Genomic DNA, 23,577 nt, shown 5'->3' with positions numbered 1-23,577 from the left:
ATATTTGTCTTGTAGGCGGAGTTTTTTGTTAAGCGGAGAGACTTTGAGCTCGCTCAAAGATCCCAAAGCGGAGAGACTTTGAGCTAAGCTCAAAGATCCCTAAGCGGAGTGACTTTGAGCTAAGCTCAAAGATCCCTATATTAGGAGGGATTCTAAGTTGTTATGGCTGGGGATTGTCATTCTTTTTGTCATTTTTGCGATCATCGTTTTCTTATTCAGTTTCATTCGCGGAGAGTTAAATTTCTCCAGAGTGAAAGACAACGATACGTTATCAGTGGAAATGCGGGCGTTATTCGGGCTTATACGCTATCGTTACGTCATACCAATCATACAATTCAAAGGCTTTACGAAGGGGATTTTGATTAAATCGGAAGTTGTAACCAAATCCAGTTCCAAACTTAAAGATGAAACCAGGGATCATATCACGAAAGAAAAAATACTCTCCGTTTACAAACAAGCAAAGGAAGCACTTGTACATACCTTAAACCTTTATGATTGGATGAAGCAGACATTAGCGAAAGTCGAGTGTACCGATTTGAAATGGATAACTCGCATAGGCATAGGTGATGCTCCTGAAACAGCGATTACAACAGGGGCAATATGGGGAATCAAATCTTCGCTGCTTGGCTTTTCCATTCGCTATGTGAACTTAACGGCGAAACCGCACATCGATGTTATTCCGCAATATAATGAGAAGCAGTTTACTACCGATTTTCGTTTTGCAGGACGTATCCGTGTATGGTTTGTAGTCGTTGCAGGAGTGCGTTTGATTAGCAGAGCGGCCAAAGTAAAAGGTGGTATTCGTACATGGATTCAAATAGTTTTGAAGACACTGAAGATAAGGTCGCGAGTTAAAACGGCTTCTTAAAGTGTACATAACGATATTCCACTAAGGGCATTCTACAAATGAACCATTATTGCTTTTTAACGCTTGTGCTTCCGATGCCAGTTTATCTGGCTAAAAACTCTAAGGAGGAATACGATCATGTCCGAACACCCGATTCAAGGCCTCATGAAAGTCGCCATGGAAAATATTAAAGAAATGGTCGACGTTAACACGATTGTCGGTGATCCTGTTGAAACGCCGGACGGAAGTGTTATTATGCCGATATCCAAAGTAGGTTTCGGTTTTGCCGCAGGCGGCAGCGAATTCGTGACAGATTCTGAAATTGAAATCGAAGGCGGCTCTGTCGGTAAAAGCGATGCACTGAATTCAAGGGTTGCTCTACCTTTTGGCGGCGGCAGCGGCGGCGGGGTATCCATTACACCTATTGCATTCCTCGTCGTAGGCAAGAATGGCGTGAAGGTTGTTCCACTGGACAACCAGACACATATTCTTGAACGCCTCATTGACTCCGCTCCCCAAGTAGTGGACAAAATCCAAAGCATGATCAAAGGCTTTGGAGCCAAGACACCTGCCAGTACTGTAGGCGCGAGCGGAACAAATGTAACCAATATCGAGAATCAAAATTTCATTGTGTAGCTGATTGGCCTTCGTTTGAGCTGTCCTTTGTGGGCAGCTTTTTTCATGTTCTATTCCCCTACAGCAGATAACGAATATAAATATAAACATGAGCCAATGCCAAAGACACAAGGGTTATAGGAGCCCCCACCTTCAGAAATTCCATATAACTGAAGCCTTTGCCCTCTTTGGCGGCGAGTCCGGCAACGATAACATTGGCGGAAGCGCCGATAATTGTGCCATTTCCTCCTAAACAAGCCCCTAAAGCAAGCGACCACCATAGGATATTGATAGGCTCCGAATCAACGGCAAGTCCAAGCCCCACGGCCATGTCTTTAATTAAGGGGATCATCGTAGCAACGAATGGAATGTTGTCAATGGTCGCTGATGCAAGACCAGAACCCCAGAGAATCAATAATGAAGCCGTGGTGATGTCTCCTTCCGTTACATCTAGAGCTTTCATGGCTAGAGATTTAATTAATCCAACCTCTTGTAAACCTCCGACTAAGCTAAAAAGGCCAGCAAAGAAGAAAATCGTTACCCACTCAATAGAATCAAAAGCTTTTTCGACATCGTGTTCCTTGAGACCGAAAAGCATGAGCAAAATAGCACCGGTTATCGCGATAACTGCGGCATCAACATGAATAATAGCATGAAGCATAAATCCGATAATAGTCAGTGATAAAATAAGTAAAGATTTTTTCATGAGCAGCTTATCCTTGATATAATCGCGTTCATTCAGCTCTAAGAGTTTAGTTTGCAGAGCAGGATTAGGTCGCAGTTGCTTTCTATACATCATATACAACATGAAAAGGGCTACACCGAAAATAAGGATCGTAATAGGCGCTAAATTGAGCAGAAAGGCATTAAAGGTTAAATGCGGGTTGGCAGATCCAATCATGATGTTGGGAGGATCTCCAATGAGTGTAGCTGTACCTCCTATATTGGAAGCAATGATTTCAGACATCAAGAAAGGGACGGGATTAATTTCCAGTATCCGAGTAATCGCAATGGTGACAGGGACGACCAATAAGACGGTTGTCACGTTATCCAAGAGGGCTGAGCCAATAGCAGTTAAAACGGACAGTACGAGTAATATACGCAAGGGATCCCCCTTCACAGCTTTCGCGGCGCGGATGGCGACGAACTGAAATACACCCGTTTGATTCGTAATTCCTACGAGAATCATCATTCCAATAAGAAGAGTGATGGTCTCCCATTCGATATACTGTTGAAACACTTTGTGCACATCTAGAATACCGGCAAATACCATGATCACAGCACCGAGTAAGGCGATGACCGCTCGATTGACTTTCTCAGAAATAATAAGCGCATAAGTCAATACAAAAATAATTAAGGCAACCCAAGTTAGCATGTTTTCCTCCTCACAGTAAGCTTTTGCTTTACTGACTTAGTAAGTAAAAATTATTATGTCCATTTTCAAGGAGAACCCCAAAAAACGCAAAAAGAAGCCTGCAGTGGCAGGCTCCTCCGATGATCTCCGTATTAAATTATTACTCATTATACCGACTGATTTCTGTTTTGTAAATAAGAAGACTTGGACATATCCCCATTCCATAAGCATATACTTGTACAAAGTTTTGTCTAGTCAAAAAGGTACAAGTTCTTTTGTGTAGGGGGAAAACGATGAAGATAAGAGTCAGGTTTATCCTATTATGGATTGCGATCATTAGTTTACTGTGGGCACCATTTGGACAAGTGGAGGCAGCACCGCCTGGCATCCATACGAATGCTGTGGGTGCTTCCCTTATTGATGTGGAGTCAGGCCGTATCCTCTATAGTGAAAAAGGGGACACGCCTATGCGAATAGCCAGCTTGACCAAAATTATGACCGCGATCATTGCGATTGAAGAAGGTAAATTGACGGATAAAGTCAAGGTTAGTAAAAATGCGTTTGGCAAAGAAGGTTCTTCCATTTATCTGAAGCTTGGTGAAGAAATGCGTCTGCACGACATGCTGTACGGTCTGATGATGCGCTCTGGAAATGATGCAGCAACCGCTATCGCCGAGCATATAGGAGGAAGTGTGGAAGGCTTCGTTTATTTGATGAATGAGAAAGCGAAGATGCTCGGTATGGATCATTCGCATTTCACGAATCCCTCGGGCCTCGATGAGGGAGAAGGTCATCGCTCCAGTCCGAACGATATGGCTAAGCTGACGGCTTATGCCCTAAAAAATGCCGTATTTCAAGATATTGTTTCCACGAAAATCAAGAAAGTGCCGAACCCGAATGAAGCTTGGGATTATTCATGGCTTAATAAGAATAAGATGCTGTCTCTCTTTGAAGGTGCTGACGGTGTGAAAACGGGTTATACGAAGCTAGCCAAGCGCTGCTTGGTCTCATCAGCCACCAGAAACGGCCAGCATCTCGCCGTTGTTACGCTCAATGATCCGGATGACTGGGGGGATCACGCTCGGTTACTTCAATATGGGTTTAAATATTATCCGTTACAAACGATTGTCAAGAAGGGGGATGCCGTGGAGGGCACTCCGTGGGTCGTGGGGAGGTCGTTCTCCTATCCATTGGCTGAAGGTGAAGCCGCGCAACTAACTCGGAAAGTAGTACTAGTCGATCCTGCTTCTATGGAATACCGGTTAGCAGAACGAGGGACGGTGCAATTTTCACTCAATCAGAAATCAATTCAAACAGTACCCATCTATGATTCAACAAGTCCGTTGCTGCAAACGACCAGTCAGTCCACATTCTCCTTTAAAGAAGGTAATGCGTATAAAGAAACATGGTTTTCACACTACGGATACATTTGTAGATTGTTAGTACAGAGCCTGTTTACAGTCTCAGAATCACAATGGGCGGATTAAACTAAGCTTATGCTTACGATGCCAGTTTTGCTGAAGCAAAACTCAAGGTTATGCTTACGATGCCAGTTTTGCTGAAGCAAAACTCAAGGTTATGCTTACGATGCCAGTTTTGCTGAAGCAAAACTCTAAGGAGGCCATTTGATATGGTGAATTGGATTTGGCTGTTTTTTATTGTCGTTGGTTTCGGCGTGGCGGCATTGAATGGGAATGTGGAAACTGTCACACAAGCAGCTTTCGATGGTGCTAAGAGCGGAGTAACGGTCTGCTTTGGATTAATTAGTGTGCTGGTCTTTTGGATGGGGATGATGCGGATAGCCGAAGATGCTGGTCTTCTTAGCAAACTTGCAAGATTATTGCAGCCAGCGGTTCGTTTTTTATTTCCAAGTGTTCCCAAGAATCACCCAGCCATCGGCTACATCATGTCCAACATGAGTGCCAATATCCTTGGTCTTGGGAACGCGGCTACACCTATGGGAATTAAGGCGATGCAGGAGCTGCAAAAGTTGAATCCCGATAAAGACACGGCTAGCACCGCTATGTGTACCCTTCTAGCACTTAACACATCCAGCATTACACTTATTCCTACAACCTTAATCGCCATTCGCATGAATTACAATTCTTTAAATCCTGCGGAAATCGTCGGCACAACGCTAATTGCCACTGTCATTTCGACGGCCGCGGCTATTTTTGTGGATCGATGGTATCGAAGGTCACGCTCACCCATCCCTCCTTTGAAAGGATGATTACGTATGTATGCCTTCGTTTCACTCATCTCTGCATGGGCTATCCCTATCATGATCGTCTTCATTCCTTTATTCGCGGCCTATCGAAAAGTGCCCGTTTATGAATCGTTTGTTGACGGAGCTAAAGAGGGTTTTGATACAGCTATCAAAATCATCCCTCATTTAGTCGGTATGATGGTAGCCATATCTGTCTTTCGTGCCTCCGGTGCGATGGATTTATTAATTGGCTGGATGCGACCATTCTTTGAAAGCATCGGGGTTCCAACCGAAGTGCTGCCATTGGCCATTCTACGTCCGATTACTGGAGCGGGCTCGCTTGCTTTTACAACAGATCTTATCGAGCAGTTTGGCCCGGATTCCATGATTGGCCGCATTGCTTCGACGGTTCAAGGGAGTACGGACACGACTTTATATGTGATTACGGTATATTTCGGTGCTATTGGCATTCGGAAGGCTGGATACGCGCTAAAAGTAGGACTTATATCTGACTTGGTCGGCTTTGTAGCTTCCATCATCATCTGTTTTTTGGTATTCACTTAGAATGATTATTCTAACGTGCTTTGCAACCACGTGTTAATCTCAATATGCCTTCGCTCTTGAGATTTATATGGAACTCCGTTATCATTAGCTTGAGGTGAAAGCGGATCATGGAAAGACTGCAAAAAGTATTAGCCGAAGCGGGGATCGCATCCCGTCGGAAATGTGAGGAAATTATCACAGCAGGACGTGTTCAAGTGAACGGTGAAGTCGTCACCACGCTTGGCGTGAAAGTAAACACGGAAGAAGATGAAATTAGAGTTGATGGACGTGCTATTGGTCAACAAAAGAAGATCTATGTCATTTTGAATAAACCCAAGGGTGTTATTACAAGTGCAACGGACCCAGAGGGCCGTAAAGTAGTAACAGACTTCTTGCCTGGGATTAGAGAACGCGTTTATCCGGTCGGACGATTGGATTATGATACGGAAGGGTTGCTCCTTCTGACGAATGATGGTGAATTTGCCCATTTACTCACGCATCCTAAACATCACGTGCCCAAAACCTATCAAGCCACTGTAAAAGGGGTACCGCACGGAACGTTATTAGACAAGCTAAAAACGGGTATACAGTTAGAGGATGGCATGACGGCTCCGGCTGAGGTTGAATATGCGGATGTGAATATGGAGAAGAATGAGTCCATCATTCAAATTACGATCTACGAGGGCAGGAATCGACAAGTCAGACGTATGTTCGAGGCAATCTCCTTTCCAGTGATCAAATTAAAACGAATTAAATTCGGTCCAATCTTTTTAACTGGCCTGCCAAGAGCCAAGTATCGTCACTTGACGCCTAAAGAGGTTGAGGAGCTTAGGAACGAAGCTCTCAAGACACATAACGTTCAAAAAGGCCAATAAGAATTGGCCTTCTTTTCGTTATAATATAAGGTATAAACCTATGTGAAAATACTAACATTGTCAAAAAAAGCGAAGGTGATTATACGTGGGTTCAAATAAGAAATGGGTACAGATTGGGATTTTTGCGGTCGTGCTTATTATTGGCGTGTTTACCATTATTACCAATTTGTCGGCTTCTGACAGCAAGAAGTATCCCCAAACAGGCGACAAAGCGACGAATTTCTCCTTAGTCGGCTTAGATGGTAAAACGCATGAATTATCGGATTATAAGGGCAAACCGGTTTTGATTAATTTCTGGGGAACTTTTTGTCCGCCGTGCAAAGAAGAAATGCCTGCTCTCCAAAAGCAATATGATAAATGGAGCAAAGAAGGTGTGGTTTTCTTAGAGGTCAACGTTGATAAGAATAAAGTAACGGTTCAAAGCTTCATGGATCAGTATAAGTTGAATATGCCTGTGCTTCTGGATGCCAAAGAAGTCGTACGTAAGCAGTATGGCGTCATGGATTATCCGACAACCTTCTTTATTGGAGCAGACGGCAAAGTGAGTATCAAAAAAATCGGCCAGATGACAGAGTCTTTTATCGATGAATCGATCGCTAAGTTGGTTGACAAGTCTTAAAATGAACGAATGCTTAAAGTTTTCAGGAGGTCATCATGTTCTACAACACCAAATGCGATTGCGGGCATCAGAATCCCACAGGTACTACGCTTTGTGAATCTTGTGGTAATCCGCTGATTGACACGGAGGGCAGAGATATACTGGAAATGCGATACGACGGTATGGCCCGTCGCTCTCAGAAATCGAACCCTTCTTTGTTAGATAAAGTCTGGAATTTCTTTTCCTCGGTTAGAATAGCGGTATGGATCATTATTTGGACGGTCGTCGCATCTGCCGTAGGCACTATTTTTCCACAAGAAAATACGTTCTTAGATATGGATCCTGCCCAGTATTATTCGCAAAATTATGGTACACTGGGGACCATTTATCACTTTCTGGGCTTCTCCCACACGTTTAGTTCATGGTGGTTCATCACGCTGCTGTTCATGATAGGAACATCTCTAGTCATTTGTAGTTTGGATCGGGTGTTGCCATTATATCGCGCGCTAACTAAGCAGCAAATTCGTAAACACTTGAATTTTCTCACGAGACAGAAAGTGACGCTTGTCGCCGATCTGCCGCCGGGTACGGATGAGGAAGCATGGACAAATAAGCTTGGCGATCTTTTGCGTAAAAAAAATTACCGTGTACATACAGATGGAGCAGCGCTTCTGGCTGAGAAATACCGTTTTAGCCGCTGGGGCCCCTATATTAATCATATTGGTCTCATTATATTTCTGATCGGTGTGTTAATGAGAAGCATTCCAGGCTGGCATATGGATGAGTACATGGGTATTCTGGAAGGGGAAACCAAGGCAATCCCTCACACTTCCTATTTCATCAAAAATGAAAAGTTCACGTTGGAGCTGTATGACGAGAAAGATTTGCCAGAAAGTATTAAGGCTAAGGGGCAAATTGTCCCGAAAACCTATGAAACTCAGGCAGTTTTGTATCACTGTTCCGCGAATTGTGACGATTCATCCAAAGAACCGGTACTTACTGAAGTACACAAACAAAACATTATCGTGAATCATCCACTTGATTACAAAGGCCTACAAGCTTATCAATTCGATTATAAATCAACACCAATGCTAATCTCCGTGAAGCCCACACTTAGCAATCCCGCTACAAGTGAGTCTTATGGAAGCTTTGATTTGCCAATGAATAATCCTAAGGATGAATATCAAGTAGGTCCTTACAAGCTGACGCTGAAAGGGTACTTCCCCGAGTTTGGTCTTGAAAAGGGACAGCCCATCAGCAAGTCGAATGAGCCCAAAGCACCTGCATTTATATTTAGCATCACAGGTCCCGATCTAGCAGCTAACGGTATACCTTACCTGTACTTCCCAAGACAAATAGATAAAGAAACGTTCTCACAAGATACAATTAATGGCCCCATAAGTCAAAAGCTGAAGCTTGCTGTCGGCTCCATGGAAGGTGTTCAATTTGCCAATTACACAACCTATCTGAACATTCGCGTAGACAAGGCTATGCCTTATATCTGGGTAGGATCTGCGATATTCATGATTGGCGTGATTATGGGCTTCTATTGGCAGCATCGCCGCATCTGGATTCGAATTGACAGCGGGAAGCTAACTTTGGGCGGTCATACAAATAAGAACTGGTTTGGACTTCGGAATGAAGTAACAGCAGCACTCAAGAAGAACAATATAGAAGTTTCACCGAAATCATTAGATATTGGAGGGGACCAGGGGTGAATGTTAACTCACTGAGCAGCACCTTTTTACTTATAGCTTTTTTCGTTTACCTCGCTGCATTTTTGTTGTTTGTCCTCTCGATAACCGGTAGGAAATGGAGTAATCGGGACCCCGAACAACATACGAAGCGATGGGGCTTTGTTGCTTTCATTGCTTCACTAGTTGGATTTGCGTGTCACGTGACTTTCTTTTTTACTAGATGGGCGGAAGGTAATCATATCCCGACATCGAATATGTACGAATTCATGACCTTTCTAGGTATGATGATCATTTTTGCTTTCTTGATCGTGTATCTCATTTATCGCACACCTGTCCTTGGGGTATTCGCATTACCCATTGGCTTTATCATCATTGCTTATGCTTCTGTTTTCCCGAGCGAAGTGCAACCCTTAATTCCAGCGTTGCAAAGTTACTGGCTCAAGATCCATGTAACAACCGCTGCTACAGGAGAAGCTTTCTTCGGAGTCGGCTTTGCCGGCGGATTGATGTATCTGCTCCGTGCTGTCGATTACAAAGGAACATCCAAAGTAGATAAGCGTGAACAAAGAGGCGTGGAACTTACGATCTTTTTCATTCTGATGTTAATCGCCTTCATTGCTTCCATCTTTACATTTAATGGTTCTGGCTATAAAGCCGTTTTCTCCAAAGAAGTCATCGTGACCAATGCACAAGGCCAACAAGAGACGAACATTCATAATGAAACTTATGTATTGCCTCCAATTGTTAAGCCTTATGATACGAAGCTTGTAGAAATGAAGCCTTTCCTAGGCATGTCTGAACCTTTGTTCACAGCTCCATCTTGGATGGAAGGGGCAAGTGCAGGGCGTAAGTTGAATACGGTCATTTGGTCGATACTTGGAGGTCTTCTGCTCTATGGACTCGCACGTGTTGTTGCGCGTAAGCCATTAGGAGCAGCAATTGGACCCATCGTCAAAGGAATGGACCCGGAAGATCTGGATGAAATCAGCTATCGTGCCATTGCGATCGGCTATCCGATTTTCACATTAGGCGCATTGATTTTTGCGATGATTTGGGCTCAAGAAGCATGGGGCCGTTTCTGGGGTTGGGATCCCAAAGAAGTTTGGGCCTTAATTACTTGGTTGTTCTATGCGGTGTTTTTACACCTTCGTCTCTCCAAGGGCTGGCAAGGTAAGAAATCAGCTTGGTTGACTGTTATTGGATTTATTGTTGTTATGTTTACATTAGTTGGTGTGAACCTAGTCATTGCGGGTCTTCACTCCTATGCAGGTGTATAAATCATTCGAACTTAAATAGATAAGGATGTGAAGCTCCATGGAAATGAAAGCTAGCATACTCGTTGTTGATGATGAGGAACGCATTCGTCGACTACTCAGAATGTATTTGGAAAAAGAGGGCTATATCATTGAAGAAGCAGAAGACGGTGAGACCGCGCTGCGGATGGCCACAGATACGGACTATGACTTAGTGCTGCTCGATGTGATGCTGCCAGGTATTGATGGGATTGAAGTTTGCGCACGGCTTCGTCAAGTAAAGTCCACGCCTGTCATTATGCTGACAGCCAAAGGCGAAGAGACGAACCGAGTTAGCGGATTTGAGGTAGGTGCAGATGACTATGTCGTCAAACCTTTCTCACCGCGCGAAGTCATCTACCGGGTTAAAGCGATTCTGCGTCGCTCTTCTGCGACAGCGTACTTGTCCAAGGATGCGAGTTCGAGCAACAATATTGTATTTCCTAACCTAATCATCGAACATGATGCGCACCGGGTAACCGCAGGTGGACAGGAAGTAGCGTTGACTCCGAAAGAATATGAGCTGCTGCACTATTTGGCCGTATCTCCGGATAAAGTGTTCTCTCGTGAGGAACTGCTTAAGGATGTTTGGAATTATGAATTTTTTGGAGACCTACGTACCGTAGATACTCATGTAAAAAGACTCCGTGAAAAATTAAACAAAGTATCCCCGGATGCTGCGGCAATGATCACGACCGTATGGGGAGTAGGCTATAAGCTAGAGGTGCCCAAATAACGTGTTTATTTTCAGAAGTGTTGTAGGTAAGCTCTGGTTAACGATTATTGGCCTAGTTGGGGTTGTACTGCTCATACTAGGTCTTTTTCTTGTCAATTACATGGAAAATTATTTCGCTCAAGCGAATGATCAAACGAAAAATATGAAGAATATGGCCGTCAAATTCTCGGAAGAAGCTTCGCATCATATGTATGATGAGCAGTTTTATGAATTGAGTAATGAACTGCTAAGCTTCCAAGATGCAAGAATGCTGGTGATCTCCACCGATATGAAGGAAATGGTTATTCCTTCTACACAAGGGAGCGAGTTAGCCAGTTTCCATGTAACCGATTTTTACACGGAAGCGGAGCTCAGACAAGTATTCGCAGGTCAGACGAAAGACAAACAAGTCAATAAGTCCGGTACAGGACGAATTAAGACGGGGGATGAGTACCTCGTTGTAGCCGTACCGTTAATAAATCTTCAAGGCACCATCGTTGGCGCAACGCTGCTGTATCAATCTCTGCAATCGTTAGAAGCAACGCAGTCCTACATGTTGAGATTGTTTATCTATGTGTCCATAGTCGGCTTCCTTATGACGACTTTCTTCGCATTTTTCTTGTTTTCTCGGATTACTAGACCGCTTCAGCAATTGAAGAAAGCGGCTGATTTCATCACTATGGGTGAGTATGGTACCCGTGTCCCTATTCAGTCCAAGGATGAAATTGGCGAGCTGGCCAAAACGTTTAACCACATGGGCGAGAAGATGCAGGAAAGCATCCGAGCCCTTAGTCAGGAAAAAGAGCATTTATCTAGTATTTTACGAAGCATGACCGATGCGGTCATCACGCTCGATGTGAATGGATCTGTCATGCTGACCAATCCGCAAGGTGAGAAAATTGTGCAGGAGTGGAGCACGATTGAGTGGTCAGAGGATGATGAGGAGACGAGACGCTTCCGCAAACCGGATACAGCACTCGGGGATTGGGGATTAATGAGCTACAGCAATCCCTACTCGAGTTCGATCCCTGTGCCTCTGGTTCCGCTGTTCGAAGCGGTCGTGGACGAATCGTCGGAAGCAGCTACGAAGCTTCACGTGCAAAACGGCGTGTGGTCCGTCGCGATGACACCGTTATACACAAGCGATCAAGTGCGCGGCGCAGTGGCTGTCCTCCGTGATGTCACGGAGGAGGAGCGCCTCGATAAGCTGCGCAAGGATTTCGTGGCGAACGTGTCGCACGAGCTGCGCACGCCGATCTCGATGCTTCAGGGCTACAGCGAAGCCCTGCTGGATGACATCCCCTCCACGCCGGAGGAGCGCGTGGAGTTGGTGCAGGTCATTCACGACGAGTCACTCCGCATGGGGCGCCTCGTCCGTGACCTGCTCGATCTGGCGCGGATGGAAGCCGGCCATCTCGAGCTGATCTTCAGGGAGGTCGAATTCGACTCCCTGGTGAGACGCATGCACCGCAAATTTGCGGTGATGGCCAAAGAGCGCGGCATCATGCTAAGCGCTGCGCTGCCTGAGGAGCCCCTCATCCTTGGACGGGGGGATGAGGACCGGCTTGAGCAGGTGTTAACGAACCTGCTCGACAATGCTTTTCGGCATACGGCCTCAGGGGCACGTATTGCCATTAAGGCAGAGACCGCCGTCTACAAGGATCGGCCGGCGATCCGCATTGAGGTCTCCGACGAGGGGCAGGGGATTCCTGCCGACGATCTGCCGTTCATATTTGAACGCTTCTACAAGGCGGATAAGGCCCGAACACGCGGTTCTTCGGGTGGTACAGGACTTGGACTCGCCATCGTGAAAAACATCGTAGATGCACATCATGGCAGTGTGACCGTACAAAGTGCTTTGGGACAGGGAACAACCTTTACAATTCTTTTACCATGTGAGCCTTAATAAGCTATAAATAACGAAATTCGACATAAGAAGAGGCGTTTGCTGAGAAAACTCACAGCAAACGCCTTTAATTTGTAGAATATTCAGACAAAATCTTGTTGTTCGTGAAACACTTTGTTACCTAGTCGCTATTCGATTATACCGTAAGGGCACGAACATTCACGATTTCGGCTTGTGTTGCAAGGTCAGCCAGTACTTCAGCAGGAGCGGATTTATCAATGGTTAGGACCATGATCGCCGAGCCGCCAATGACTTTACGTCCTACTTGCATCGTTGCGATGTTCACATTGTTGCTTCCTAGAAGCGTACCAACGCGGCCGATAATACCTGGTTTGTCGTTGTGGGAAATCAACAACAAGTTACCTTCTGCTGCGAAATCAACCGGATATTGATCGATGCGAACGATTCGTTCTCCGTAGCCAGCTAGTAAAGTACCAGCAAGTGTTTTCTCTTCTTGCTTCGTTTTTACAGTAACAGTTACAAGATTTGTAAAGCTGTTGGATGTGTTTGACGTTTGAACAACGATATTCACGTCACGTGATTTAGCCAAGTGCATGGCATTCACGATATTAATGGACTCTAATTGGTTCTCAAACACACCTTTTACGATGTAACGTGTTAATGGACTTGTATCTACATCAATCAAATCACCCGCATAGTTTACAACGATTTCATAAACAGCGCCTTGTGCGATTTGACCAAGGATAGAGCCGATTTTTTCACCGAGTCCAAAGTATGGTTGAAGTTTGTTCAATACATTGGCTGGTACAGGCGGTAAGTTAACTGCATTTTTGAACGGTTCATTACGTAGGATATGAAGAACTTCTTCAGAAACGTCAATCGCTACGTTTTCTTGAGCTTCAATTGTAGATGCACCAAGATGAGGGGTCACAATGACTTTAGGGTTGTTCAAGAAAGGGTGATCCTTTTGTGGTGGCTCTACTTCGAATACGTCGAAAGCAGCTCCGGCTACAATCCCTTGATCAATCGCTTCAACCATCGCCATTTCATCAATAATACCGCCGCGTGCACAGTTGATAAGGCGCATACCTTTTTTCATAATATCGAATTGCGGTTTGGAGATCAGGTGGCGCGTTTCTGGTGTGAGTGGCGTATGAACCGTGATAAAATCTGCTTTTGCAACAATTTCATTGACAGTACCAAGCTTAACGCCAATTTTCTCAGCGCGTTCTTCCGTCAAGAAAGGGTCATATCCGATAACTTCCATGCCGAATACCTTAGCGCGTTTGGCTACTTCGCTGCCGATACGTCCCATACCGAGAATACCGAGAGTTTTGTTGCGAAGCTCAACACCGATAAATTTCCGATCCCATTCGCCGCCAACTGTTTTCTTATATGCTTGCGGGATCATACGTGCTGTCGACATCATCATGGCAAATGTAAGCTCACAAGTAGCAATCGTATTTCCGTCCGGTGCGTTGATGACGATAATACCGCGTTTTGTTGCTGCTTCCAAATCAATATTATCTACACCAACACCAGCGCGGCCAATAACTTTTAGCTTCGTTCCAGCATTCATGATTTTCTCTGTAACTTTCGTTTGGCTGCGAACTAGAAGGGCATCATACTCACCGATGATGGCAATGAGCTCATCTTCAGATAGGCCGGATTGCTTCACTACTTCTACATCGGTTGCATCATAAAGCATTTGAATTCCCATGTCACTAATTGGATCGGATACTAGAACTTTGTACATAATTCGGTTCCTCCTTAATATTGGGACCTTTGAGCTGGCTCAAAGACTTCCTCTGATGAACATAAAAAAACTCCCAACCCTCAGGTACAGACACGTATGTCTGTAGCCAAAGGGACGAGAGATTGCTTTCGTGGTACCACCCTAGTTCGCTGCCCATTCACACGGGAAGCCTCAATTGGTCTTGCGACCTGGAACTGTAACGTGTTCCTATCCCGATTGCATCTACTTTATTCAATGCAATAACTCTGGAGTGCTCCGCAAAATGTTCGCTACCGATTCGCACCTACCATCGGTTCTCTGAAAGCTACTTTACTTGCTTGGCTCCGTCAACGCTGTACTGTGATATAGAATTTTCATTAGATTAACATGCGTTTGAAATCGTGTCAATACATGTCGAATCAATTTCACATGAAAGTCATATTTGATATTTGAACGAGAGATTTTCCTAAGCTTTTCGTTTATTTTAAAGCAAGGACGCTTAGAAAGCAATGCTATTTCACTTGTATTTTAGTCTGATTTTCGCTATTGTACTCGTTAAATAGATATTGCTCTTGCAGCAAGTAAGGAAGGAAGTGCCGACATCGACATAACGAGTATTCATCCAAATAAATTCCTTGAAGCATTGGAACAGCAGGAACTGAAAGATAGCATCATTATCGACGTGAGGGAACTTCATGAATGGGAGTTTTATCATCTTGAAGAAGCACAGCTTATCCCAATGCAGCAAATCCCTCATCGAATGGGTGAACTGTCAGATGATCGGGATATTTATCTCGTATGTGCGCATGGTGTGCGCAGCTATCGTGTTGCCGAGTATTTGTTGGAGAACGGTTTTGACCGGGTCATTAATGTAGATGGAGGGATGGCAGCGGTCGCCATGCTTCGCGGATTCCAATATGATTAAAAGAAAAGCCGAGCGCATCTGCGCCCGGCTTTTTCTTTTAATTCACATCCGAGAAAAATGGAAGCTGTGGAAGCAGCTCGTTGGCATACCACTTTGATTTCCCTTTGACAAAGTCTCCAGGACGAACGGCATTTGTACTTAGCAGCAGATCCATCGTTTGATTAACATCGTTCACATTCATTTTCTTAGCTTGACCTGAGGCAATGAATTCATCAATACGTATCGTCAAATCCTGTGGGTAAAAAGGAGCAAATGCTTTACTTTTAAGTAATTTTGCTGTTATGTAATGATTTTTGACGTTTATGTTCATCGCACGCCATTGATCCAAATTGGCATTATTGTTTGGATCGAAATTCTCAATATCATGATCGATCGTTCCGTTCCAAGCAACGATGGAATCGAAATAATTTTTCTGAGCCGTCAATGCTTGTGTTTTCGCTTCCAGGATGTAGGCATCCTTCTGAATGACATCGAGCAATTGTGGGCTTGTCAATCCGTTGGCCTTGTTTTGGTAACTTTTTAACGTATCAGCAAAAAGCTTCAGGCTTTTGAGATAACCTTGGTGAGACTGCACAAGCAGCGGGGATGAAGCCGGCATGCTCTTTTTTAGCAGCTCATTATATTTCTCATCAGCGAGCTTGTACAACTCTTTAAGAACGGCAGAGGCATCGACTGTAGAGTTGCCAAGTTCGATTTGACTCATCAACTCAAACCATTTATTCTGAAATTCCCTAAAGGGCAAAAAGATGGTATGGTAATAAGATACGAGTACTTGTTGGTCGTAGGCTCCAATTTCCTGAACGACAGCCTTGTCGGCATGCAATATTTTATCGTATTTTTGATCTGATTTCTCCTGGCCGACTCTTAAGCCGTAGAAAAAGGCGCCAAGTATACAAACAAGCATAAAGATAAACATGAGGGCGAATAAATAATCAGTGCGGGTTAGACGTTTATCCATAATTAAAGCTCCTTATTCTCTCTTTTTCTTTTAACTTAGTATAGGGGAAATAGCCATAAAAGGGAATATGTGAGGAAATGAGGCTGCTTCCTTGAAAAAATTCGATTTTAAGAACATTCGCTTCGGAAAAGTTGATATGAGTGAATTGAATGACCGGACATTATTGCTTAATCTTTACATAACCCAACTGCTTACGCTTATTATCGGTATTATCATCTTATTTTTTCAGAGCAATCATAAGATTCTTTCCATGTTTACCATTCATGGGGGCTTGAAGATTCTCATTTGGGGAAGTTTGTTTGCTCTACTTGTCCTCGGGATCGATGTTTTGATCTCTAGATGGGTGCCCAAGGAAGTATCAGACGACGGTGGAATTAATCAAATGTTATTCGGGACGCGACCTTTATGGCATATTGCATTGATTTCGCTCATCGTAGCGATTTGTGAAGAAGTGCTGTTTCGAGGGGCGATACAGCATGCATGGGGCCCTTATTGGACTAGTATCTTGTTTGCAGCGATCCATATTCGGTATTTGCAGCATTGGTTAATGACAGGAATGGTTTTCAGTATAAGCTATGGTTTGGGATGGATTTACCTTCAAACTGGGAGTCTATGGACTCCGATAATCGCTCATTTTATCATTGATTTTGTAATGGGCTGCATACTTCGTTACAGCAAGGAGGAAGAACAGGTCACATGAGTGTAGGGGAAAGATCACCTTTACGGTCTGATCGGAGGCCAATAGAGGTAAAGGAAGACGATACGTACTTACCGCCGCGTAATGCTGTGCATCCCTCTGAGCGAGGAAAGTGGACGCGTATATTCTATCTAACTTTACTGTGGTTATTCATTATTCTTGTGGTTAGTTTAACGGTTTGGGGCATTAAATATTATTCGTAGACGATTCAGATATACCAATCAACCTAAGTTGTGTAAAAGAAGTGGAGAAGCTATGATAGATTCATAGTTTTTTTCATTTTTTATCATAGTTTTTTTACCAGGAGGATGCAGCGATTATGTTGGCGAACCACACTTCAAGATGGATTTTTAATGTGAAATTAATGGCTATTATATTTGTATTATTTTCAAGTATCTTTTGGTCAGCGAAACCATCCTATGCTCTGTCTTATGGAAGCTTGTCTTATCCGCAAGGCGATGTTGGACTCTTGCGTCCAGACATTGGAGTAACACTTGAGCTAAGTGAAGGAAAAACGCCGGAAAGCTATCATTTTTATTTAAACGATAAGGAATTAAATGTTAGCTATGATCCCGTTTCGGTTAAATTTATATATCGTCCTACAGCTGATTTACTGCCTGGGAACTATAATGCTCGTTTAGTGCTGTCTTTCAATGGCTATCAACCTATATCAATTGATTGGAAATTTACGGTTATTAAAGGTGCGGTTTCGTTAACGTCTGAAACGACTAAAGAGCAGGAGGATGGACTTCGGGCGATCAATGATTATCGGGCTAAATTAGGGCTGTCGAAGGTCAAATTCAATAATGCTTTGAATACAGCGGCTCAGAAGCATGCGCAGTATTTATCCCGAAATAAAATCGATCCTATTCGGACGTCTATTTCTTTGCATGATGAGGACCCAGCGCTGCCAGGTTATATCGGCAAGTCATTAAGAGAGCGGGTACAATTTATCGGTTACTCGCGTTCAAGCAGTGAAGATGTAGCTTATAATCGGGTTACCTTAGTTGAAGCTATAGATAGTCTATTTGATGCTCCCTATCATCGTTCACCATTCATGGTGCCAGGACTCGTGGAAATCGGTGTGTTTAGAGATGGTGATTATCACGTTATCGAATTTGGTTTCTCAGACGGGATTGCACCAGAACTAGTCGTTTCTCCAGGAAATAATGATGTGTATGTACCAACCCTTTTTGATGGTCATGAGACCCCGGATCCGATTCGCTTTCATTCAGGGGCGGAATATCCAGTTGGTTATCCGATCATGGCTTCCTTAAACGGGCCCGGAGTAAAGAAGGTAAGTTTGGAGGAGGCAGAGTTAAAAGACGAGGGAGGTAACTCCGTATCACTACTGAAGAACGAGCCGGGTAAAGATGATCATTTGGAAACTGAAGTAATTGTGATGCCTTCGAAACCACTGGAATTAGATACAACTTATAAAGCCAAAATCAAATTGACAGCAATCATGGAAGATGGGAGTACTAGACCCTATTCGAAAGAATGGACATTCCGCACAGAACCTCGGGTTGGTGTTGGTGTACTTAAACTTCATAAGGATGCTGTTGCTTACACGCTGCAAATGGCTAACTTCGGGCTAAACCGCAATCACTTGGTTTCATTTGGTTTGAATGAGGACAAGTATCTACTTGATTTAATCCCTTATCCTATGAAGCAAAAGCCATATATTCAAGATGGGACTTCATACCTTTACATTAGAGACTTGGCCGCGGCACTAGGTGCAACTGTTGAATGGGACGATAACCAGAAAGCTGCTGTTTACAAAAAGAAAGACAAGACGATTATCTTTTATACGAACCGAAATGCGTATAGTTTGAATGGTGTAGAGCATGCAACAGAATCAGCTGCTAAGCTCATTCATGAAACAACGATGATTCCGGTTCGGCTGCTTTCCGAGACTCTTGGTGCGAAAGTGACCTATGAGGAAAATACAAGAACAGTGAATATTAGTTATTAAAAAACAAGAGCCCTGCAGCACCGACACCTGACGTGTAGGAGATGCAAGGCTCTTTTCTTATTTCATTTCTAGCTCAATGGCATTCGGATCTACGAAAGAATATCCTTTTTCCTCAAGTTGGGTAAGAAGTGTGTCTAAGGCTTTCACTGTCCAAGGCAGCTCGTGCATCAAAATATTACTACCGCCATGTAATTGTTTCATCACATTTTCGATCACTTTACCGGAATCGTTATTTTTATTAGTCATATCCCAGTCTAACGAACCGTTGGACCATGTCATATAAAGCATCTTATTGTCTTTCACTTTGGTTTTCAAATAATCATTGCCAGAACCAAAAGGAGGTCGGAAAAATTCAGGCGATTGCCCTGTCAATTCTTTTACTATTTTTTGGACATCATCAACTTGTTGATCAATCTTTTCATTCGTCATGCTTTTCAAGTTTTCGTGGTCCCAGGCATGATTACCAATGGGATTACCGCTGTTATGAATGAGTTTAACAAGTTCGGGCTTTTGTTTGATTCGATATCCATTCAAGAAGAAGATTGCCTTGGCATTATGCTTTTTTAGGATGTCGATTAACGCCTGATTCATGGCTTGTTCCTTAGGACCGTCATCAAAGGTTAAAAGGACGATCTTTTTGTTCCCATTGGGATCGTTTGGTACAATATCATAGTTTTTGTTCATATGATATTCTTTTTTGACGACTTCTGGAGCTGGCGTTGTCGCTGTAGGGACGGGAGTTGGAACGGGTGTTGCCGCGGGTGTTGCCGAAGGTACAGGACTTGGTGTAATTGTGGCGACAGCTACCGGTGTAGAGCTCGTTGTTTCGATTGGACTTATTTTTGTTTGGTTCGCACTGCAGGCAGCTAATAAGATCATGACACTCATCATTAGTACACTGGCTTTTTTGTTCATTATCCTTCGTTCTCCTCAGGTCTTTATACTTGTAGGTCATTCCTATAGTACCACATTTCGCAGATAACATATCTCCTTTGTTTTCCTCCCGTCTTAACGTATGCCCTCCTAGAAACTCGCGCAACCTATGAAGGAATCATACTACTTGACATGGAGGGAGACCCAATGAAGATAGGCACATTTTTGCTCGGCGGTATTGCCGGTGCGGCGGCGGTTATATATCTCAATCGTAAAAGTAAATCAATGTTGTTCTCAGCATTCAGCTCGTCCAGTGAATCTATGGGTAAAGTTGTTGATAAAGCAAAGGACTCGTTGGTGAACAAATCATTTGGAGATTCAACGTCCAAAAGTTTCTCGACTTCAAACTCGAATGGCCTGAATCAAGTTGAAAAAATAGTGAAAGAAGATCCTCATTTGAAAGCAACTGTCAATGAAATCATGCGTGAAAATAAAGAAAGTTCATCGACTATCCAATGAACCTAAGTATGAAGCACAGTCTGGCATCCCCAAGGTGCTGGCTGTGCTTTTCTTTTTATACATAACTTGCGCGTGCAATTGCACGCAATTAATGTTAACATGATAGGTGAAAACGAAAGCAAGATGCATGTCCATTTTCGTTCTCAAAGGTTCACCTTTTTCTTTTTTTATCATATTCTGTTTTAATAAGATGACCATGCTTTCGATGCAAGCTTTCCAGTCGGAAGGCTCAAAGGAGGATCCTATCATGAAAATAGAACGCTTAAGTCAGGATAAGATACGGATTTTCCTAACATTCGATGACTTAACTGAACGCGGTATTCAAAAAGACGACATGTGGAGAGAAATTCCCAAAGTACACGAATTATTTAGTGAAATGATGGATCAAGCCTATTCAGAGCTCGGATTTGACCCGTCCGGCCCGCTTGCTGTTGAGGTGTTTGCACTCCCGGCACAAGGAATGGTTGTTATTGTGACCAGAGGTAAGCTTGATTTGTATGCAAACTCAGATGCATATGATGATCACGAAGCTGAAGAAGTGTATGAAATGGAAGTAACGCTTGAACAAAGCGATTTAGTCTCCTATGCTTTCCGTGATTTTGAAGATCTTGTGCGTGTATCCAAAGTAATTAATCCCCTTCTCATGGAAGGCGGTACCCTTTATTCATACAAAGGGAAATATATTTTACAACTCGAGCCTGTTGACCTCGAAGAAACGAAATACCAGGCATTAATTGCTGTCTTATCTGAATTCGGCGAAGCCGCTTCCGTTACACAAGCTGTGCTTGAAGAGTATGGGAAGACAATCATTGCAGATGATGCAGTTAAGGTGCTCTGCCGTCATTTCAAATAAGGCCATCTTCCTTACTTTTTGATGTAGAATGAAACAAGCATTTTCAAAAACGATTGTTTTTGTGGATGCTTGTTTTGTTGGTTATTCGTGATCATTTATCAACGTAGCGAAGAGATAATGGGGGAGACCTAGATGACTAGCATAGATCGCAAACGACTGGCGCCTACTCTGGCTGCTGTTGATTTGGACGGGTTATTGGCCTATTACCAAAAGCAGCTCCGCGAGGAGGCTTATTTCTATTTACAAAAAAGAGGGATAACGGAAGAAACGGTTATACAGTACCGTATTGGCTTTGAAATTGGCAAGATAGGATTCTATGTTGATCAGAATCAGCTAGGTGATTACTTCGAGCATAGAGTTATTGTTCCTATTCGGAACTACAACGGCGAAATTGTCGACTTAATCGGACGCTCGATAGACAATAGAGAGCCGAAATATAAACCCCTGTATGGTTTAGATCAGTATCTATTTAATTATTCAGCACTTGAAGATTCAGATGAAGTTGTTCTTTGCAACGGGATATTTGATGTCCTAACGTTGACTCAGGCCAAAATGCCTGCTGTTTGTGTACCTGATAACGGTATGTTTAAAGAACAACATATGTCATTATTTGCTGGTAAACGCGTTTATATTTGCATGGGGAATGATGAGACCGGAAGAAGGGATTCTACACGCATAGAAGCCTTATTAAGGGAACAGGGCAATGAGACGTATATTATTAATTTGCCCGAAACAATTCGAGATATTAACGATCTGTTCATTAGAGCTCAGAATCCGGTTGAGACTTTTCTTGCGCTAGTGAATCAAACTGTTGAGGAAACAAGGCTAGCCCCTGTAGCTCCAGATATCAAAAATAGCACCGTTTATTTAGAAGAATATATGAAACGGTTCCGCGGCCAAGTCGCTAGTATCCGCACTGGTTTTGCTAAGCTGGATCATTTACTTTTCGGCGGCTTTGGAAATGGCTTGTATTTACTGGCAGGTTCAGGCTCCATAGGCAAGAGCATGCTGCTTAAACAAATAGCTGATGAACTTGCTTTTCAGCAGAATCCGGTTATTTTTGTGTCATGGGATATGACGAATTTCGAACTATGGGCACGCAGCATTGCAAGGATTATTGGGATTGCTCCACAGAAAGTACTCGGGGGCAAAGTTGAGCCTGAACAGGTAGCAGAAGCTAACAAGCAGTACGTAAAAATCAGTAAAATGCTTTGGATGCTTGAGTGTACGATGGATACAACGCTCGATCAAGTAGCCGCTTCCATTGAACGGATTGCAATTGTTGTTGGCAAAGAGCCCGTGATTTTCATTGATCATTTGCAGCGTATTCCAGCAGCTAAAGGGGTAACACCGCTAACTTGGGAGCAGCAGCAGGCTGCTATCGCCTATACGCTTAAACAATGGTCCAGAGAATGGAATTGCCCGATTATCGCTGCTACCGCATTAGAGCTTGGGCAAGATAACGTGTCTGACAATGTGCAAGCTTCAGCGGATGTGGTCATGATTATGCAGCCTAATGAAACAGAAGAGGATCAACAGCAGTCTATATCACTAGTCTTGAAGAAGAATCGAAATGGCACAATAGGGAGTATCCCACTCATTTTCCATAATGATCGTGCGTTGTTCACCGAATAAGACATAGAAAAGTCTATTGAAAATGACTATAATATTCATATTACGCATGGAATCGAGCTGTGGTTCTAAATGCTATTGAACGAAAAGGGGGAGCTGTAATTGCAAATTCTGCCGATTATTATGGCAGCCGTAGCGCCAGGTCTCTCATTGCTAACGTACTTTTATTTGAAGGACCGATACGAAACGGAACCGATTCATTTAGTTATTCGAATGTTCTTGTTTGGTGTTCTGCTTGTATACCCTACGATGGTACTGCAGAATTCGTTGATTGAAGAGTTTGGAAAGGGTACTTTTATCTCGGCTTTTTTCCTATCTGGTGGCGTTGAAGAGTTTCTGAAATGGTTTATCCTCTATCATTTGATCTTTAGGCATGAAGCCTTTGATGAACCCTATGACGGAATTGTGTACGCAGTGGCCGTAAGCTTAGGTTATGCGACTTTGGAAAATATCATTTATGCTTTCCTTAATGCATCGTCTTTCTCTGCGCTGATGATTCGCGCTCTGCTGCCTGTTTCAGCGCACGCATTGTTCGGTGTCATGATGGGTTACTACTTGGGCAAGGCTAAATTCATTCCACACAAAGCGCAAAGGTATTTATGGATTTCCTTACTGCTGCCTATTTTGTGGCATGGATTGTTTGATTATATTTTGCTTTTTTTCAAAACGAACTGGGTTTGGATCATGATTCCAGTCATGTCTTTTCTATGGATTCGCACAATTTGGCGGGTTGACCGTGCCAATGCTCATTCCCCACTACGCATCGCGACAGCGGATGAGAAGATTAAAGTGAGCTGAAAT

At 43.5% G+C, this 23,577-nt stretch carries 22 protein-coding genes and 1 other annotated feature; of the genes, 18 read left to right on the top strand and 4 right to left on the bottom strand.

Features of this window, described 5'->3' with window-relative positions:
* Positions 1–157: 157 nt before the first annotated feature.
* Together QFZ81_RS21145 and ytfJ are read left to right on the top strand one after the other, a co-directional pair.
* Positions 158–868 (top strand): DUF2953 domain-containing protein, encoded by a 711-nt coding sequence (locus tag QFZ81_RS21145; protein WP_307604591.1) that lies wholly within the window; start codon positions 158–160, stop codon positions 866–868.
* Between the two features lie 117 nt (positions 869–985).
* Positions 986–1,483, top strand: a complete 498-nt coding sequence (ytfJ, locus tag QFZ81_RS21140; RefSeq protein ID WP_307441717.1) for a GerW family sporulation protein — start codon at positions 986–988, stop codon at positions 1,481–1,483.
* A 58-nt stretch (positions 1,484–1,541) separates the two neighbouring features.
* On the opposite strand, the gene QFZ81_RS21135 is transcribed toward ytfJ, so the two are convergent.
* Entirely contained in the window at positions 1,542–2,837 is a 1,296-nt protein-coding gene (locus tag QFZ81_RS21135) for an ArsB/NhaD family transporter (RefSeq protein WP_307441718.1), read from the bottom strand.
* Positions 2,838–3,109: 272 nt separating this feature from the next.
* Here QFZ81_RS21135 and QFZ81_RS21130 point away from each other — a divergent pair, with 272 nt between their 5' ends.
* From QFZ81_RS21130 to QFZ81_RS21090, 9 genes are all read left to right on the top strand, one after another.
* Positions 3,110–4,303, top strand: a complete 1,194-nt coding sequence (locus QFZ81_RS21130) for a D-alanyl-D-alanine carboxypeptidase family protein (protein WP_307441719.1) — start codon at positions 3,110–3,112, stop codon at positions 4,301–4,303.
* 143 nt (positions 4,304–4,446) lie between these two features.
* Positions 4,447–5,046, top strand: a complete 600-nt coding sequence (locus tag QFZ81_RS21125) for a nucleoside recognition domain-containing protein (RefSeq protein WP_057301847.1) — start codon at positions 4,447–4,449, stop codon at positions 5,044–5,046.
* Between the two features lie 6 nt (positions 5,047–5,052).
* Positions 5,053–5,586, top strand: a complete 534-nt coding sequence (locus QFZ81_RS21120) for a spore maturation protein (RefSeq protein WP_047674096.1) — start codon at positions 5,053–5,055, stop codon at positions 5,584–5,586.
* A 107-nt stretch (positions 5,587–5,693) separates the two neighbouring features.
* Positions 5,694–6,440 (top strand): pseudouridine synthase, encoded by a 747-nt coding sequence (locus QFZ81_RS21115; RefSeq protein ID WP_047674099.1) that lies wholly within the window; start codon positions 5,694–5,696, stop codon positions 6,438–6,440.
* Positions 6,441–6,525: 85 nt separating this feature from the next.
* Positions 6,526–7,059 (top strand): redoxin domain-containing protein, encoded by a 534-nt coding sequence (locus tag QFZ81_RS21110; RefSeq protein WP_307604589.1) that lies wholly within the window; start codon positions 6,526–6,528, stop codon positions 7,057–7,059.
* A gap of 35 nt (positions 7,060–7,094) precedes the next feature.
* Entirely contained in the window at positions 7,095–8,756 is a 1,662-nt protein-coding gene (gene resB, locus QFZ81_RS21105; protein ID WP_307604587.1) for a cytochrome c biogenesis protein ResB, read from the top strand.
* Positions 8,753–10,012 carry a cytochrome c biogenesis protein CcsA gene (gene ccsA / locus QFZ81_RS21100; RefSeq protein WP_307441724.1) on the top strand — a complete coding sequence of 420 codons (1,260 nt, stop codon included), beginning with the start codon at positions 8,753–8,755 and terminating at the stop codon, positions 10,010–10,012. The genes resB and ccsA overlap by 4 nt, the downstream gene beginning before the upstream one ends.
* Positions 10,013–10,049: 37 nt before the next feature.
* Entirely contained in the window at positions 10,050–10,763 is a 714-nt protein-coding gene (locus QFZ81_RS21095; RefSeq protein WP_307441725.1) for a response regulator transcription factor, read from the top strand.
* Between the two features lies 1 nt (position 10,764).
* A complete protein-coding gene (locus tag QFZ81_RS21090) occupies positions 10,765–12,648 on the top strand; it encodes an ATP-binding protein (protein ID WP_307604585.1) in 1,884 nt (627 codons plus the stop codon).
* Between the two features lie 136 nt (positions 12,649–12,784).
* Here QFZ81_RS21090 and serA read toward each other — a convergent pair whose 3' ends face one another.
* A complete protein-coding gene (gene serA / locus QFZ81_RS21085; RefSeq protein ID WP_307604583.1) occupies positions 12,785–14,365 on the bottom strand; it encodes a phosphoglycerate dehydrogenase in 1,581 nt (526 codons plus the stop codon).
* 107 nt (positions 14,366–14,472) lie between these two features.
* Positions 14,473–14,704, bottom strand: a binding site (T-box leader).
* 283 nt (positions 14,705–14,987) lie between these two features.
* Here serA and QFZ81_RS21080 point away from each other — a divergent pair.
* Positions 14,988–15,269, top strand: a complete 282-nt coding sequence (locus QFZ81_RS21080) for a rhodanese-like domain-containing protein (protein ID WP_307604582.1) — start codon at positions 14,988–14,990, stop codon at positions 15,267–15,269.
* 37 nt (positions 15,270–15,306) lie between these two features.
* On the opposite strand, the gene QFZ81_RS21075 is transcribed toward QFZ81_RS21080, so the two are convergent.
* Positions 15,307–16,227: a hypothetical protein gene (locus QFZ81_RS21075; RefSeq protein WP_307604581.1), complete on the bottom strand. Its 921-nt coding sequence runs from the start codon at positions 16,225–16,227 to the stop codon at positions 15,307–15,309.
* 91 nt (positions 16,228–16,318) lie between these two features.
* Here QFZ81_RS21075 and QFZ81_RS21070 point away from each other — a divergent pair, with 91 nt between their 5' ends.
* Together QFZ81_RS21070 and QFZ81_RS21065 are read left to right on the top strand one after the other, a co-directional pair.
* A complete protein-coding gene (locus QFZ81_RS21070; RefSeq protein WP_307441731.1) occupies positions 16,319–16,927 on the top strand; it encodes a CPBP family intramembrane glutamic endopeptidase in 609 nt (202 codons plus the stop codon).
* A gap of 316 nt (positions 16,928–17,243) precedes the next feature.
* A complete protein-coding gene (locus tag QFZ81_RS21065; RefSeq protein WP_307604579.1) occupies positions 17,244–18,899 on the top strand; it encodes a stalk domain-containing protein in 1,656 nt (551 codons plus the stop codon).
* A gap of 57 nt (positions 18,900–18,956) precedes the next feature.
* On the opposite strand, the gene QFZ81_RS21060 is transcribed toward QFZ81_RS21065, so the two are convergent.
* The gene (locus QFZ81_RS21060; RefSeq protein ID WP_307604577.1) at positions 18,957–19,814 is read right to left on the bottom strand and encodes a polysaccharide deacetylase family protein; all 858 of its coding nucleotides are present in this window, start codon (positions 19,812–19,814) and stop codon (positions 18,957–18,959) included.
* A 165-nt stretch (positions 19,815–19,979) separates the two neighbouring features.
* Between QFZ81_RS21060 and QFZ81_RS21055 the strand changes: the two genes are divergently transcribed.
* From QFZ81_RS21055 to prsW, 4 genes are all read left to right on the top strand, one after another.
* On the top strand, positions 19,980–20,291 hold the full coding sequence (locus QFZ81_RS21055) for a hypothetical protein (protein ID WP_307441734.1): 312 nt from the start codon (positions 19,980–19,982) through the stop codon (positions 20,289–20,291).
* A gap of 247 nt (positions 20,292–20,538) precedes the next feature.
* Complete coding sequence (locus QFZ81_RS21050) at positions 20,539–21,144, top strand: genetic competence negative regulator (protein WP_029192986.1); 606 nt, start codon at positions 20,539–20,541, stop codon at positions 21,142–21,144.
* A gap of 132 nt (positions 21,145–21,276) precedes the next feature.
* Entirely contained in the window at positions 21,277–22,779 is a 1,503-nt protein-coding gene (locus QFZ81_RS21045) for a DnaB-like helicase C-terminal domain-containing protein (protein ID WP_307604575.1), read from the top strand.
* A gap of 99 nt (positions 22,780–22,878) precedes the next feature.
* On the top strand, positions 22,879–23,574 hold the full coding sequence (gene prsW, locus QFZ81_RS21040) for a glutamic-type intramembrane protease PrsW (RefSeq protein WP_307441737.1): 696 nt from the start codon (positions 22,879–22,881) through the stop codon (positions 23,572–23,574).
* Positions 23,575–23,577: the final 3 nt, after the last annotated feature.

Source organism: Paenibacillus sp. V4I9, assembly GCF_030817295.1.
Classification (GTDB): Bacteria; Bacillota; Bacilli; order Paenibacillales; family NBRC-103111; genus Paenibacillus_E.
Note: the sequence above shows the minus strand (reverse complement) of the source record. Positions and strands in the feature narration are given on the sequence as shown.

What these genes read in the sequence shown, in the direction of transcription:
- ytfJ (WP_307441717.1), top strand. Translation starts at nt 986, where the DNA reads ATGTCCGAACACCCGATTCAAGGCCTCATGAAAGTCGCCATGGAAAAT.
- QFZ81_RS21135 (WP_307441718.1), bottom strand. Translation starts at nt 2,837, where the DNA reads ATGCTAACTTGGGTTGCCTTAATTATTTTTGTATTGACTTATGCGCTT.
- QFZ81_RS21130 (WP_307441719.1), top strand. Translation starts at nt 3,110, where the DNA reads ATGAAGATAAGAGTCAGGTTTATCCTATTATGGATTGCGATCATTAGT.
- QFZ81_RS21125 (WP_057301847.1), top strand. Translation starts at nt 4,447, where the DNA reads ATGGTGAATTGGATTTGGCTGTTTTTTATTGTCGTTGGTTTCGGCGTG.
- QFZ81_RS21120 (WP_047674096.1), top strand. Translation starts at nt 5,053, where the DNA reads ATGTATGCCTTCGTTTCACTCATCTCTGCATGGGCTATCCCTATCATG.
- QFZ81_RS21115 (WP_047674099.1), top strand. Translation starts at nt 5,694, where the DNA reads ATGGAAAGACTGCAAAAAGTATTAGCCGAAGCGGGGATCGCATCCCGT.
- resB (WP_307604587.1), top strand. Translation starts at nt 7,095, where the DNA reads ATGTTCTACAACACCAAATGCGATTGCGGGCATCAGAATCCCACAGGT.
- QFZ81_RS21095 (WP_307441725.1), top strand. Translation starts at nt 10,050, where the DNA reads ATGGAAATGAAAGCTAGCATACTCGTTGTTGATGATGAGGAACGCATT.
- serA (WP_307604583.1), bottom strand. Translation starts at nt 14,365, where the DNA reads ATGTACAAAGTTCTAGTATCCGATCCAATTAGTGACATGGGAATTCAA.
- QFZ81_RS21075 (WP_307604581.1), bottom strand. Translation starts at nt 16,227, where the DNA reads ATGGATAAACGTCTAACCCGCACTGATTATTTATTCGCCCTCATGTTT.
- QFZ81_RS21065 (WP_307604579.1), top strand. Translation starts at nt 17,244, where the DNA reads ATGTTGGCGAACCACACTTCAAGATGGATTTTTAATGTGAAATTAATG.
- QFZ81_RS21060 (WP_307604577.1), bottom strand. Translation starts at nt 19,814, where the DNA reads ATGAACAAAAAAGCCAGTGTACTAATGATGAGTGTCATGATCTTATTA.
- QFZ81_RS21055 (WP_307441734.1), top strand. Translation starts at nt 19,980, where the DNA reads ATGAAGATAGGCACATTTTTGCTCGGCGGTATTGCCGGTGCGGCGGCG.
- QFZ81_RS21050 (WP_029192986.1), top strand. Translation starts at nt 20,539, where the DNA reads ATGAAAATAGAACGCTTAAGTCAGGATAAGATACGGATTTTCCTAACA.
- QFZ81_RS21045 (WP_307604575.1), top strand. Translation starts at nt 21,277, where the DNA reads ATGACTAGCATAGATCGCAAACGACTGGCGCCTACTCTGGCTGCTGTT.